The organism is Microbacterium sp. AC215 (assembly GCF_979258645.1).
On record NZ_OZ409869.1, the window covers coordinates 235,958 to 250,219 of the forward strand.

11 protein-coding genes are annotated in these 14,262 nt (G+C 66.8%); 6 read left to right on the plus strand and 5 right to left on the minus strand.

Annotation, left to right across the window (positions count from 1 at the left end; translation table 11 throughout):
- Positions 1 to 178: 178 nt before the first annotated feature.
- Positions 179 to 1,444, plus strand: a complete 1,266-nt coding sequence (locus ACZZZF_RS01265; protein WP_463496745.1) for an MFS transporter — start codon at positions 179 to 181, stop codon at positions 1,442 to 1,444.
- Here the strand turns inward: ACZZZF_RS01265 and ACZZZF_RS01270 are convergent.
- The 5 genes from ACZZZF_RS01270 to ACZZZF_RS01290 form a co-directional block, all read right to left on the minus strand.
- Entirely contained in the window at positions 1,395 to 2,162 is a 768-nt protein-coding gene (locus ACZZZF_RS01270; protein ID WP_072591399.1) for an alpha/beta fold hydrolase, read from the minus strand. The two genes, ACZZZF_RS01265 and ACZZZF_RS01270, sit on opposite strands and share 50 nt — an antisense overlap.
- Positions 2,163 to 2,245: 83 nt before the next feature.
- Positions 2,246 to 3,958 carry an ABC transporter family substrate-binding protein gene (locus ACZZZF_RS01275; RefSeq protein WP_053096539.1) on the minus strand — a complete coding sequence of 571 codons (1,713 nt, stop codon included), beginning with the start codon at positions 3,956 to 3,958 and terminating at the stop codon, positions 2,246 to 2,248.
- A 117-nt stretch (positions 3,959 to 4,075) separates the two neighbouring features.
- Positions 4,076 to 6,007, minus strand: a complete 1,932-nt coding sequence (locus tag ACZZZF_RS01280; protein ID WP_187249765.1) for an ABC transporter ATP-binding protein — start codon at positions 6,005 to 6,007, stop codon at positions 4,076 to 4,078.
- The gene (locus ACZZZF_RS01285) at positions 6,004 to 6,927 is read right to left on the minus strand and encodes an ABC transporter permease (protein ID WP_053096534.1); all 924 of its coding nucleotides are present in this window, start codon (positions 6,925 to 6,927) and stop codon (positions 6,004 to 6,006) included. The genes ACZZZF_RS01280 and ACZZZF_RS01285 overlap by 4 nt, the downstream gene beginning before the upstream one ends.
- Positions 6,927 to 7,910 (minus strand): ABC transporter permease, encoded by a 984-nt coding sequence (locus ACZZZF_RS01290; protein WP_053096532.1) that lies wholly within the window; start codon positions 7,908 to 7,910, stop codon positions 6,927 to 6,929. The genes ACZZZF_RS01285 and ACZZZF_RS01290 overlap by 1 nt, the downstream gene beginning before the upstream one ends.
- A gap of 240 nt (positions 7,911 to 8,150) precedes the next feature.
- Here ACZZZF_RS01290 and lepA point away from each other — a divergent pair, with 240 nt between their 5' ends.
- From lepA to dnaJ, 5 genes are all read left to right on the plus strand, one after another.
- On the plus strand, positions 8,151 to 10,004 hold the full coding sequence (lepA, locus tag ACZZZF_RS01295) for a translation elongation factor 4 (protein WP_053096530.1): 1,854 nt from the start codon (positions 8,151 to 8,153) through the stop codon (positions 10,002 to 10,004).
- A 69-nt stretch (positions 10,005 to 10,073) separates the two neighbouring features.
- Entirely contained in the window at positions 10,074 to 10,727 is a 654-nt protein-coding gene (locus ACZZZF_RS01300; protein ID WP_053096528.1) for a DUF1990 family protein, read from the plus strand.
- Between the two features lie 16 nt (positions 10,728 to 10,743).
- Positions 10,744 to 11,961: a radical SAM family heme chaperone HemW gene (gene hemW, locus ACZZZF_RS01305; protein ID WP_463496746.1), complete on the plus strand. Its 1,218-nt coding sequence runs from the start codon at positions 10,744 to 10,746 to the stop codon at positions 11,959 to 11,961.
- Positions 11,962 to 12,067: 106 nt separating this feature from the next.
- The gene (gene hrcA / locus ACZZZF_RS01310; RefSeq protein ID WP_053096524.1) at positions 12,068 to 13,099 is read left to right on the plus strand and encodes a heat-inducible transcriptional repressor HrcA; all 1,032 of its coding nucleotides are present in this window, start codon (positions 12,068 to 12,070) and stop codon (positions 13,097 to 13,099) included.
- A 39-nt stretch (positions 13,100 to 13,138) separates the two neighbouring features.
- Positions 13,139 to 14,254: a molecular chaperone DnaJ gene (dnaJ, locus tag ACZZZF_RS01315; protein WP_053096522.1), complete on the plus strand. Its 1,116-nt coding sequence runs from the start codon at positions 13,139 to 13,141 to the stop codon at positions 14,252 to 14,254.
- The last annotated feature ends 8 nt before the right edge of the window (positions 14,255 to 14,262 follow it).

A 14,262-nucleotide genomic window follows, 5' to 3' on the forward strand; every position in this document is an offset into this window, starting at 1 on the left:
ACTCGGCGGTCGTGAGGGAAGAACCCACACGCAAGCCAAGAACCAACTATACCAGCATCCGGGCGGTTCACCCTAAACGAGCGAGGTGTGCTCGTCACTGATGCGGTGTCGGTGCGTGTGGGTGCACAATCATCAGTATCCCGACACTCGCGTCGCGACCCCGACGTCAAGGAGCGACATGAGCCCCGCCCTCCCATCCGGATCGCCGGTGTCCGCTCTGCGGAGAGTCGGACCGCCATGGATGACCGTCTTCACCCTCGCCTGGCTGGCGATCTGGACGGTGCAGCTCACTCCGGTCCAGTTGCTCCTCCCCTTGCAGTTGAACACGTCTGAGAAGGACTGGATACCCGGCGTCATCTCGTCCGGGCTGGTGCTCGGCATCGGCGGTCTCGCAGGGATCGTCGCGGGCCCGCTGGCCGGGGCGCTGTCGGATCGCGCGGCCGTCGGACGGCGGCGTCGGCGACCATGGGCGATCGGTGGCGTGCTCGTCACCGCGCTGTTCCTCGTGGTGACCGGTTTCAGTGAGGGGCCCTGGGCCGTGGGAGGAGCCTGGGTCGGGGTGTCGATCGGCGTCGCGGTGTCGTCGGCCGCCTTCACCGCACTGATAGCGGACCAGCTTCCTCCGACGCAGCGTGGCGCCGCGTCCGCCGCCGTGGGCTCCAGTCAGGCGGTGGGCATCGTGCTCGGCGTCGGGCTCGTGGTGCTCCTCGGGCTCGGCATCCGTGAGGGGTACCTGCTGCTCGCCGGGATCATCGCGACGGTGGGAATCGGTGCAGCGCTGCTTCTCCCCGATCCGCCCGCGGCCGTCGACGCGACTCCGGTGACGCGTGATCGTCATCTGCTGGCATCGCTGCGCGATCGGGATTTCGCCTGGATGCTGTCGGGCCGGCTCGTGACCAACATCGGCAACGCACTCGGCACTGCACTGTTCCTCTTCTTCCTGCTCCATGGTCTGCACCAGGAGACGACGGTGGCGCAGGACAACCTGCTGCTCCTGATCGTGGTCTACACGCTGTTCGTGGTGCTCGCATCGGTGTTCACCGGTGTGCTCTCCGATCGCACGGGCAACCGGCGTTCCCTCACGATCCTGGCGACCCTGGTGCAGGCGGCCTCCGGCGTCGTGATCGCCGTCGTGCCGACCTTCGAGGCGACGATGATCGCCGCCGCGCTCATGGGGCTCGGCTACGGCGCGTTCTCGACCGTCGGGCTCGCCTTCGCCGCCGACCTGCTGCCCGGCGAGAGGGACCACGCCCGTGACCTCGGCATCGTCTACGTCACGGCGGCACTCGGCCAGCTGATCGGCCCGGTGCTCGGGGCGGGGCTCGTCGCGCTCGTCGGGGGATTCTGGCTGGTGTTCGCAGCAGCCGCCGTGCTGTCGCTCGTGGGCGGTGCGCTCACGGCTCTGGCGAGGCAGCCGGCGCGGGAGCCGCGGCCTCACCCGTAGCCTCGGATTCGATGGTCGCGACGGCCAACCGCAGGACGGCGTTGAAGATCTGCGGACGCATCGCCGTGACGAGGTGCGTGGTGCGCGGCACGACGATGAGCTCTGCGTGAGGCGCGAGCCGTCGGAAGAGGGCCTCGTTGACTCGCAGCTGATCCCACTGTCCGTTCACGAACCACAGCGGCACGCGGATGCGGGCGACCGCTGTCGCGAGATCGAGCGTGGCGAGATTTCGCAGTGCCGTGTCCTGGGTGTCCAGCGCATAGCCGCCGGCGGCGAAATCGGAGCGCGTCTCTTCGGGGATCGTCGCTTCGAGGATGCGTTTCGTGATCCACATCCCGCGATCGGGCAGCCGATCGACGGCGCGCGCGATCGCGCGATACGCCGCGAGACCGGCGCCTCGGGGGAGCGACGTGCACGACGCGGCGACGAGCCCCGCGACCCTCGGTGCCTCCGCTCCGCCGACGTAGGCGAGTGTCAGCAGGCCGCCCATCGAGTGCCCGACGAGCAGCACGGGACCTCGCGTCGCTGCGTCGCGCACCGCGACGTCGATGGTGTGGAGCGCCTCGTGCAGGGTGAAGTCCTCCTCCATCCGGGTGCCATGCCCGGGAAGGTCGACAGCGACGGCCCCGATGCCCTGCTCCTCGAGGAAGGCGAGTTGCGACCGCCACATCGTCGCGGACGTACGGATGCCGTGCACGAAGACGATCTGGACGCTCACGCGTTCAGCATAGAGAAAAGCGGGGCCGGTGGATGGACCACCGACCCCGCTGCGAAGCTCTGACGAGTCAGGCTCCGTATGGATTACTTCTCGTATCCCACGTTCTCCACCGGCGTGATGCCGAAGAGGTCGAGACCCACGTAGGGCTCGGGCGTGAGGTTGGCGAGACCTTCCTTGACGGTCCAGATCTCCGGGCCGTTGAGGACCGGGATGATGCCCCAGGTCTTCGCGAAGATCTCGGACTCCATCTCCATGGCCTTCTTGGTCTGCTCGACCGGGTCGGAGATCGTCTCGAGCTCCTCGTGGATCATCGTGTCGATCTCCTCGGTGCCGGTACCCGACAGGTTCAGGCCGCTGTCCGAGCAGTACAGCTGGCAGAACCAGGCGGCACCGAACGGGTCGGACGACGTGAAGTTGAGGAAGAAGATGTCACCGTTCTGCGTGGTGTAGTCCTCGGCGAAGTCAGCGGACGGGCGGGTGTCGATCGTCACCTCGACGCCGACCTCCTTCAGCTGCGCCTGAACGGCGAGCGAACGCGCGCGTGCGGTCTCGGTGTCGGAGTGCACGGGGAAGACGAGCGACAGGCGCTGGCCGTCCTTCTCGCGGATGCCGTCGGCACCGGCGACCCAGCCGGCCTCATCGAGGAGCTTGTTGGCACCCTCGGTGTCGCCGTCCTTGCGGCCGGCCTCCTCCAGCGCGTTGACATAGTCAGGCTGGAACGAGAAGAGGGTCAGGGACCCTGCGGGCTCCTCGGTGTAGTTCAGACCGTTGAAGACGATGTCCTTGACCTGCTCGATGCTGATCGCCTCGAACACGGCCTTGCGGACCTCGAGGTCGGACAGCACCGGGTTGGTCGAGTTCAGCGTGAAGATCGCGTTCGCGGTCGCCTGACCCTTGTAGGTCTTGACGCCTTCGAGACCCTCGACCTGTGCGAGCAGCTCGGCGCTGCCGGTCTCGGCCATGTCGACCTCGCCGTTGCGCAGTGCGTTGACCGCCGCGGTCGGCTCCATCTGGATGAAGGAGACCTTGTCGAGCAGCGGAGCGTTGCCCCACCACTTCTCATTCGGGACGAGCGTGACGACGCCGCCGGTCTTGTCGAAGTTGTCGACCGTGTAGGGGCCTGCGGCCCATTCCGGGTGCCAGTCGCCGAGGAACGCCGTGTTGAACAGCTCAGGCGTGTTGACGGCCGGGTGCAGCAGCTGCGAGTAGACCATCTCGGGCCAGGCGAACTCGCCCTTGAAGGTCACGATGACGTCGCGGTCGTTCTCGCCGGCCTCGACGGACTCGATCTCTTTCCAGCCGTCGGTCGCGTTGGGCTGGTACTCCTCGTTCTCGCCGCTCTGGGCTTCCCAGGTGGCCTTGAACGCGGTGACGTCGATGGGCGTGCCGTCGTTCCAGACAGCCTTCTCGTTGACCTTGAAGTGCAGGACGGTCTTGCCGTCTTCGACACCGAAGGAGTAGTCGTCGAGGTATGCGTCGTTCTTCTTGACGGTGCCGTCAGGATCCATCAGCAGGATCTGGGGGCGGAACCACGTTCCGATCTGGGTGACGCGGGCGTCACCGTCGCTGTGGAAGTAGTTCAGCTGCTCGGCGATGTTCGAGACGGGGATGCGGAGTTCGCCGCCCTCTGCGAGGTTCTCGCGGGGCTGCGGGTTGTAGTCCGCGCCCTCGACCGTCTGAGCTTCGCCTTCACCGCTGTTGCCGCCGCCGTTGCCTGCCGGTGCGCACCCGCTCATGACGAGGGCGAAGGCGGCGCCGAGAGCAGCGATGCCCATCAGCTTCTGATGCCGTTTCATGGTACTCCTTAGTGCCTGTCGGCCTTACTTGGGATAGGGGCAGACTAACCCCGCAACTCTCGGGCGAAACCCCAGTGACACGGAACCGTTATCGGACTGTGCACATCGGTACACAGGTCAGCTGACGGCGATGGCCTCTGCGTCGAAACCCTCGACGGGAAGGATGATCCGCTCGCGCGTCCGCTCGATGTCGGGGTCGGGGATCGGGATCGCCGAGAGCAGCGCCTTCGTGTAGGGGTGCTGCGGATCGTCGAATACCTGATCGACGTCTCCGTGCTCGACGAACGAGCCCTTGTACATCACCGCGACCCGGTCGGCGATGTGGCGTACGACGGCGAGGTCGTGCGCCACGAACAGGTAGGACAGCCCGAGCTTGGCCTTCAGCTCGTCGAGCAGGTTGATCACGCCGGCCTGGATCGAGACGTCGAGAGCCGAGACGGGCTCGTCGAGCACCACGATCTTCGGGTTGGTCGACAGTGCTCGTGCGATGCCGATGCGCTGACGCTGACCACCCGAGAACGCCTGGGGGAAGCGGTCGCTGTGCGCCGGGTCGAGACCCACGAGACCCATGAGCTCCTCGACGCGATCGAACACGTCGTCCTTGCTCATGCCGATCGCGAGCATCGGCTCGGCGATGATGTCCCAGACCGTCATGCGAGGGTCGAGCGCCCCCATCGGGTCCTGGAAGACGATCTGCAGATCACGACGGAGCTTTCGCTCCTCCGCTCGGTTCTTGATGTCAGCGACGCTCGTGCCGCCGATGCGGATGTCGCCGTCCTCCTGGGCGACGAGATCCATGATCTGGAGGAGCGTCGTCGTCTTCCCGCTGCCCGACTCGCCGACGATCGCGAGGGTCTCGCCCTGGCGGATGTCGAAGCTGATCCCCTTGACGGCGTGCACCTCGCCGACCTTGCGCTTGAAGAGCGCACCCTTCATGAGGGGGAAGGTCTTGTTGAGGTTGACCGCCTCGAGGGTGATGGGACGATCCTCGCGGGGCACCTTCGCCAGCCCGCTCTCGGGGATCTCCGGGACGGGGAAGACGGGGAGCCCGCCGATGCGTCCGTCGTCGTCGATGTCGTTCGCGCGGATGCAGGCGACGGAGTGGTCGGAGTGACCCTCGGTGGAGATGGGGAGCAGATCGGGCTCGCGCTGCAGGCACGCGTCGATCGCGATGGGGCATCGCGCCGCGAACGGGCACGCATCCGGCAGATTGATCAGGAGCGGGGGGTTGCCCTTGATCGGGATCAGCGGCACCTTCTCGGTCTTGTCCACCCGTGGGATGGCACCCAGAAGGCCGATCGAGTACGGCATCCGGGTGCGGTAGAACAGCTCGCGCACCGGGGCCTGCTCGACGGGCTTGCCGGCGTACATCACCAGCACGTCGTCGGCGGTCTTGGCGACCACCCCCATGTCGTGCGTGATGATGATCATCGCGGCGCCGGTCTCCTGCTGCGCCTTCTCCATGAGCTCGAGGATCTGCGCCTGGATGGTGACGTCCAGCGCGGTCGTCGGCTCGTCCGCGATGATGAGCTTGGGATTGTTGGCCATCGCGATCGCGATCACGACACGCTGACGCATGCCGCCGGAGAACTCGTGCGGGAAGGCCTTCATGCGGCGCTCCGCCTCGGGTATCCCGACGAGCTTCAGCAGCTCGACGGAGCGATCCCAGGCGTCCTTCTTCGACAGCCGACGATGCACCGTGAGAGCCTCGATCAGCTGGTCGCCGATCGTGAACACGGGCGTGAGCGAGGTCAGCGGGTCCTGGAAGACCATGGCCATCCCGTTGCCGCGGATCACCGAGAGCTGCTTGTCGGACTTGCCGAGCAGTTCCTGGCCGTCATAGATGATCGACCCGGTGACCTTGGCGTTGTCGTCGAGCAGGCCCATGATCGCGAGCGAGGTGACGGACTTGCCCGAACCGGATTCGCCGACGATGCCGAGGGTGCGACCCTCTTCGAGGTCGAACGAGACGCCGCGCACGGCATCGACTCGACCGGCTTCCGACGGGAAGCTGACCTTGAGGTCTCGGACGGAAAGGACAGTACTCATGCGCGACCTCCAGCCGCAGAGGTCGGATCCAGGGCGTCGCGCAGACCGTCGGCGATGAGAGCCATCGAGACGGTGAGCAGGGTGAGCGCCGCTGCAGGGAAGTAGAAGAGCCACGGTGCGCTCACCAGAGTGCTGGAGCCGTAGCCGATCAGGGCGCCGAGCGAGACGTCGGGCAGCTTCACACCGAAGCCGAGGAACGAGAGCGCGGTCTCGGTGAGGACGGCCGACACGACGCCGAGCGTGAAGTTGATCACCAGCAGCGACCCGATGTTCGGGAGCATGTGACGCAGGACGATCCGCATCCCCGAGAGCCCGGCGTAGCGAGCGGCATGCACGTACTCGCGCTCGCGGATCGACAGCGACAGGGTCCAGATGATCCGGGCAGGGAAGAACCAGCCGACGACGAAGATCATGACGAGCGAGATCACCAGCCAGTTCCCGCCGGCGTCGTTCGAGATCATCGCGAGGATCAGGAAGTTCGGGACCACCATCATGAAGTGGATGATCGCGAGCATGATCCGCTCGTACCGGCCGCCGAAGTAGGCGGCGGTGGCTCCGATGAGTGCCGAGACGACCGTGGTGCCGATGGCCACGAGGGCAGCGATCATCATGGAGCGCTGAAGACCGACGGCGACCTGGGCGAAGTTGTCGTTGCCCGAACCGTTCGTCCCGAACCAGTGCTCGGCCGAGGGAGCCTGGCGCAGTGCGAGGAAGTCGAGGTCGGTGTGCGAGTACGGCGCGATGAGCGGTCCCACGATCGCGAACACCACCAGAAGCGCGAGGATGACGACGCCGATCAAGGCACCGCGGTTGCGCAGGAACCGACGCGTGTACAGCGTCAGCATCGAGGTGCGCTTGCGGTTCTTCGGCTTCTCCGGTTCGGCGATCTCGGGGGACACCCCGATGGCTTCCAGGGACATCAGCTCACCCGCACTCTCGGATCGAGGACGACCACGGCGACGTCAGCGAGGATCGCGCCGATCGCCGTCATCAGGGCGCCGAACGCCGCGACTGCGACCACGCCGTGAATGTCGTTGTTGTTCAGGGTCTGGATGAAGTACCGACCCATTCCGTTCCAGTTGAAGATCGTCTCGGTCAGCACCGCTCCGGTGAAGACCGCGGGGATCGTGAACGCGACCTGCGTCGTGACGGGGATCAGCGACGTCCGCAGCGCGTGCTTGCGGATGGCCTGCTGCTTGGTGAGTCCCTTGGCACGGGCGGTGCGAACATAGTCCGCCTTGATGTTGTCGAGCAGCAGCGAGCGCTGCAGGAAGTGGATGGACGCGTAGCCCGTGAGCACCAGGCCGAGTGTGGGGAGCGTCAGATGTTGGAGGACGTCTATGAGGACGGGGAAGAATCCCTCGACCCCCTGACTGGAGGATCCGACGACGTAGAAGACGGTCGTGCCGACCGCGTTGTTGAAGTTGATCGCGAGCAGAACCAGAGCGAATCCCGCAACGACCGTGGGGATGTTCATCGTGATGATGCTCGTGCCCTGACCGATGCGGTCGGCCAGTTTGTACTGACGGGATGCCGTGTAGACACCGAGGGCGATGCCCAGGATGGTCGTGATGATCGTCGCCCCGAGCACGAGCTCGGCGCTGATCCAGACGCGGTATGCGACCTGCTCGTTGACGGACTCGCCTGTGGGGCCGACTCCCCAGTCCCAGCGGAAGAGGATGCTGGAGAACCAGGTCCACCATCGTTCGATCAGGGGGACCGATTCGCTGAGGTTGCGAGGCTTCAGCAGCGCATCGATCTGATCGGGCGAAAGCGGAGGTCGACGTCCGACGTAGTTGTTCTCGGGATCGAGATACAGCCACGCGAGGAAGTAGGTGATGTTCGTCGCGATGACGATCATCAGCACCCATCCCAGCAGGCGGCGCAACAGATACTTGATCAAGGTGATGATTCTTTCTCTTTTACAGACGCGCGCGGGATCCGCCGACGCAACGCTGAGCCGGGAAGACAGTCAATCACCATCAGCCGATCTGCGCGACACGACGCCTGCACTTGGTCTGTGACGGAGTCTTATCGCTCACGGGATCCGGTGTCACGGATGGCTCCCGGGCAACCTCGGCAGAATATCACCGGATCGCACGAAGCGGGCATAAGCCTCACCTCACCGTAGAATCGTCAGGACATGTCACCACGCGCTCTCACTCCGCTTCAGCCTGCCGCGACGCCTTCGGCGCAGATCCGCAACTTCTGCATCATCGCGCACATCGACCACGGCAAGTCGACCCTCGCCGACCGCATGCTCCAGATCACCGGCGTGGTCTCGGATCGCGACATGCGCGCGCAGTACCTCGACCGCATGGACATCGAGCGTGAGCGCGGCATCACCATCAAGAGCCAGGCCGTGCGGATGCCGTGGGAGATCGACGGCGAGACCTTCGCGCTCAACATGATCGACACCCCGGGGCACGTCGACTTCACCTACGAGGTGTCCCGGTCTCTCGCCGCCTGCGAGGGCGCGATCCTGCTCGTCGATGCCGCTCAGGGCATCGAGGCCCAGACTCTGGCGAACCTCTACCTCGCGCTCGAGAACGACCTGCACATCATCCCGGTGCTGAACAAGATCGACCTGCCGGCGGCCGACCCCGACAAGTACGCCAAGGAGCTGGCATCGCTCATCGGCGGCAAGCCCGAGGACGTGCTCCGTGTCTCGGGCAAGACCGGTGTCGGCGTCGAGGAGCTGCTCGACCGACTGGTCAAGGAGATCCCCGCACCCGTCGGAGACGCCGATGCTCCGGCCCGCGCCATGATCTTCGACTCCGTCTACGACGCCTACCGCGGGGTCGTCACCTACGTCCGCATGGTGGACGGCAGCCTGTCGCCCCGCGAGCGCATTCAGATGATGTCGACGGGTGCCAACCACGAAGCGCTCGAGGTCGGCGTGTCGAGCCCCGAACCGGTGCCGTCCAAGGGGCTCGGCGTCGGCGAGGTCGGCTACCTCATCACCGGTGTGAAGGACGTCCGTCTGTCGAAGGTCGGTGACACGATCACGACGGCACGCAGGCCCTCGACCCAGGCTCTGCCGGGCTACACCGACCCGAAGCCGATGGTCTTCTCGGGGATCTACCCGATCGACGGCAGCGACTACGCGGAGCTCCGGGAGGCGCTCGACAAGCTCAAGCTCTCCGACGCCTCGCTGCAGTACGAGCCTGAGACCTCCGTCGCCCTCGGTTTCGGCTTCCGCTGCGGGTTCCTGGGACTCCTGCATCTCGAGATCATCACCGAGCGTCTCGAGCGAGAATTCGGCCTCGACCTCATCACCACCGCACCCAGCGTGATCTACGAGGTGCTCACGAGCGACACGGGCGAGACCGTGACGGTGACGAACCCGAGCGAGTACCCCGACGGTCGCATCGGCTCGGTGTCGGAGCCGATGGTGAAGACCGCGATCCTGCTGCCCAAGGACTACGTGGGCACGGTCATGGAGCTCTGCCAGTCGCGTCGCGGAGCACTGCTGGGCATGGAGTACTTCTCCGAGGAGCGCGTGGAGCTCCGCTACATGATGCCGCTCGGCGAGATCGTGTTCGACTTCTTCGACCAGCTCAAGTCCAAGACCCAGGGCTATGCCTCGCTCGACTACGAACCCGCCGGACAGCAGGAGGCGGACCTGGTCAAGGTCGACATCCTGCTGCAGGGTGACAAGGTCGACGCGTTCAGCTCGATCGTGCACCGCGACAAGGCCTACGCCTACGGCACGCTGATGACGGAGCGACTGCGCAAGCTGATCCCTCGCCAGAACTTCGAGGTGCCGATCCAGGCCGCCATCGGCGCCAGGATCATCGCCCGCGAGACGATCAGGGCGCTGCGCAAGGATGTGCTCGCCAAATGCTACGGCGGTGACATCAGCCGCAAGCGCAAGCTCCTCGAGAAGCAGAAAGAGGGCAAGAAGCGCATGAAGATGGTCGGTCGTGTCGAGGTGCCGCAGGAGGCGTTCATCGCAGCGCTCTCCGGCGACGTCGAGGGCAAGGACAAGAAGTAGGACCTTCGGGCCGGGCTGTTCCCGGCGTGGAGGGTGATCGTCCAGGGAACGGGAAGTAGGCTGGAACGCATGCGGCGCGGGACTTTCCGAGACGACACGGTTGACTATGCGGCCGTGGGTGCGACCCACGCGCCCGATCTGATGCAGTACCCGCCGGAGCGCAGCATCCCGGCGGAGAACTCCTGGCGGATCGGCAGCGGTCATGACCGCTTCCAGTCCGCGGGCGAAGCTCTGCTGACCTGGACCGCGCAGCGCGCGGCGGGCCTCAGCATCGAGGATGTGCGTCCCGCGCCCGGTCCCGCCTACGCCGGTGTCAGCTTCGACGCCGAGGGCACGCCGATCGCACCGAGCAAGAACGACGTCGAACAGCGCTTCGATGCGGAAGGCACCCCGTTCGCCGGCCCGGGCATGACGTTGCGCCTGCATGGGCGGGTTGCCGGCATGCGGGCGGATGCCGAGCTGCGCGTGATCTCCGTGACCGAGGAGAAGCGCCGGATCGGATTCGTGCTGGGCACGGTCGGAGGCTCGGTGGTGCGCGGTGAGGAGTCCTTCGACATCGACTGGCGCGAGGACAACGACGAGGTGTGGTTCTCCGTCCGTGCCTTCGACGCGCCGAACTCCCTTCTCTACCGCGTCGTCCCGCCGCTGGTGAAGCGCCGTCGCCGCGAGTTGTTCGCACGCTATCTGCGAGCGATCTCGCCGCTGTACGCGACTCCGGTCTGATGGTCGCACCTCTCTGATGGCCGGTCCGCTCCCACTCGGCGATCCGGCACCGGCAGACGGACATCTGCCCTCCGATCTGCCGATCGATTCCTCCGTGCCCTTCTCCGCATACCTGCACGTCCCCTTCTGCCGGGTGCGGTGCGGCTACTGCGACTTCAACACCTACACCTCGGGAGAGCTCCGCGGCGCGAAGCAGGAGGACTACGCCTCGACGCTCATCACCGAGATCGCCCTGGCGAGGCGCGTTCTCGCGGATGCGGGCGCGCTGCGCCCGATGGACACCGTGTTCTTCGGCGGCGGCACGCCGACTCTTCTGCCCGCGGGAGATCTCGCCCGGATGCTCGGTGCGGCGACCGACGCGTTCGGCCTCGTCGACGGCGCCGAGGTCACGGTCGAGGCGAACCCCGACACGGTGACACCCGAGGTCGCGCGGACCCTCGCGGATGCCGGCGTCACGCGACTGTCGATCGGCATGCAGTCGGCAGTGCCGCATGTGCTCGCCGCTCTCGACCGCACCCATCGCCCCGAGAATGTGACGACAGCGGTCGCCGCGGCGAAGGACGCAGGCCTCGCCGTGAGCGTGGACCTCATCTACGGCGCCCCTGGTGAGTCGCTCGGTGATTGGGAGGCGTCGCTCGATGCGGCGCTCGCACTCGAGTCGGACCACATCTCGGCGTACGCGCTGATCATCGAGGACGGCACGAAGCTCGCGCGACAGATCCGCCGAGGCGAGGTGCCGGCGCCGGACGACGACCTGCAGGCCGACATGTACGAGCTCGCCGATGCGCGTCTCGCAGCGGCGGGCTTCGACTGGTACGAGATCAGCAACTGGTCTCGCTCGCCCGAGCAGCGTTCGCGGCACAATCTCGCCTACTGGCGGGGGAGCGACTGGTGGGGATTCGGTCCCGGCGCGCACAGTCACGTCGCCGGCCTGCGGTGGTGGAACGTCAAGCATCCGGCCGCGTATGCACAGCGGCTCGCCGCAGCGGAGTCTCCCGCCGCCGGCACGGAGCGGCCGGACGAGCAGTCGACGACGCTCGAGCGCATCCTGCTGCTGAGTCGCATCCGCGAGGGCATCGCCGTCAGCGACCTCGCCGCGGACAAGAGGACACGCGTCGCGGGTCTGATCGCGGATGGGCTCGTCGACCCGGCCGCTGCCGTTCGCGGACGCGTGCAGCTCACACTGCGGGGGCGCCTGCTCGCCGATGCCGTCGTGCGTGAGCTCACCGACTGATCGGCGACCGCTGAGTCAGGACATCGTGCCGGATCAGCACGTGGTCGGCGTCGGCGGGTAGAATTGGCACTCGTAGCCAGTGAGTGCCAAGAGGGAGGGAGTTGCGATGGTCAGCGAAAGAGGCCTCCAGGTTCTCCGCGCGATCGTGCAGGACTACGTCGAGACCCATGAACCCGTCGGCAGCCGATCGATCGTCGACCGCTACTCCTTCGGCGTGTCCGCGGCGACGATCCGCAACGACATGGCACTGCTCGAAGACGAAGAGCTGATCGCCGCCCCGCACACCTCCTCCGGTCGCGTTCCCACCGACAAGGGCTACCGCGTGTTCGTGGATCATCTCGCCCAGCTGCGGCCGCTGTCGGTCGCGCAGCGCACGGCCATCGAGTCCTTCCTCACCGCTCCCTCCGACCTCGACGACCTGATGGTGCGCACGGTCCGAGTGCTCACGCAGCTCACGGGGCAGGTCGCGCTGGCGCAGTACCCGTCATTCGCGCGCGCGCATCTCACGCATCTCGAACTCGTGGCGCTGGCGCCGAATCGTCTGCTCATCGTGCTCGTCACCGACGCGGGCGGCGTCTCGCAGCGCATCGCCCCGCTGCCCGTCGACGTCGACGACGCCGACATGGCGCTGCTGCGTGCTCGTCTCTCCGCCCTGATCACGGGCCGGGCGGTGAGCGACGCCGCTGAGCGGCTGCAGGCGCTTCTCGCGGACGACGCACACAGTCATGACGTCGTACTGCGCGCTCTCGCGACGATCGTCATCGACGAGCTCGGCGCCTTCCGTCAGGAGCGCCTGGTGATGGCCGGAGCAGCGACTCTGGCTCGACGCGAGCAGGACTTCCGCGGCAGCATCCACCCTCTGCTCGAGGCGATCGAGGAGCAGGTGACGCTGCTGCGGCTGATGAGCGAGATGGAGGCGGACTCCCACGGTCTCGCCGCCAGCATCGGCACCGAGAACGCGTCCTTCGGCCTCGGCGAGGCATCGATCGTGGCCAGCAACTACGCCGCCCCCAGCGGCACGGCGCGAGTCGGCGTGATGGGGCCGACGCGCATGGACTATCCGAGCAATCTCGCGGCGGCGCGGGCCGTGGCCCGCTATCTGTCTCGGATGCTCGACGAAGACGAGGCGGCCCGCTGACGCGGCCGCCCAGAGAACAGCACACGCAGAAGGGCCATTGTGGCAGACCACTACGAGGTACTCGGCGTCTCTCGTGACGCCTCCACCGACGAGATCAAGAAGGCGTACCGACGCCTCGCTCGTCAGCTCCACCCCGATGTGAATCCGGGTGAAGACGCGGCCGAGCAGTTCAAGCTCGTCACGCATGCATACGACGTCCTGAGCGACGACGATTCCCGTCGCCGCTACGACATGGGCGGCGGAGACGGCGCCGCCGGCAACTTCCAGGGCTTCGGCGGCTTCGGGGACATCTTCGAGACCTTCTTCGGTGCGGGCCAAGGCGGTGGCAGGGGCGCGCGTCCGCGGTCACGCCGCGAACGGGGACAGGACGCCCTCGTCCGGGTGACCCTCGATCTCGGCGACGTCGTCTTCGGTGCGCACCGCGACATCGAGGTCGACACGGCCGTGCTGTGCGAGACGTGCAACGGCTCGTGCTGCCAGGAGGGCACGTCGCCCGTCACCTGTGACATCTGCGGCGGCTCCGGCCACGTTCAGCGTCAGGTGCGGAGCCTGCTCGGCAACGTCGTGACCTCCCAGCCCTGCGGCACCTGCGAGGGCTACGGCACGACGATCCCGTATCCGTGCGGCACCTGCGGCGGCCAGGGGCGGGTGCGCTCGCGTCGCACCGTCTCGCTCGACATCCCCGCCGGCGTCGAGACCGGGCTGCGCCTGCAGCTGCCGGGCTCTGGCGAGGTCGGCAAGGCGGGTGGCCCGAACGGCGACCTGTACGTCGAGGTCACCGTGAACCCGCACCCGTCTTTCAGCCGCGACGGCGACGACCTGCTGGCGACGCTGGAGGTGTCGATGCCGGATGCGATCCTCGGCACCGAGACCACGATCCAGGGTCTCGACGGCGAGGTCGATCTCGAGATCCGCTCGGGCGTCCAGTCCGGCGACGTGCTGACGATCAAGGGCCGCGGCATCACGCCGCTGCGGGGCAACCAGCGCGGCGACCTCCGCGTCGGCGTGCAGGTGGTCACCCCGACCCGGCTCGACTCCGCGCAGCGCGCGCTCATCGAGGACTTCGCGAAGAAGACCAAGGCACCGGGCCCGCAGCTGGCGCAGTTCCAGCAGGGGCTGTTCTCGAAGCTCCGCGACCGCTTCCGTTCGCACTGATCCGGACG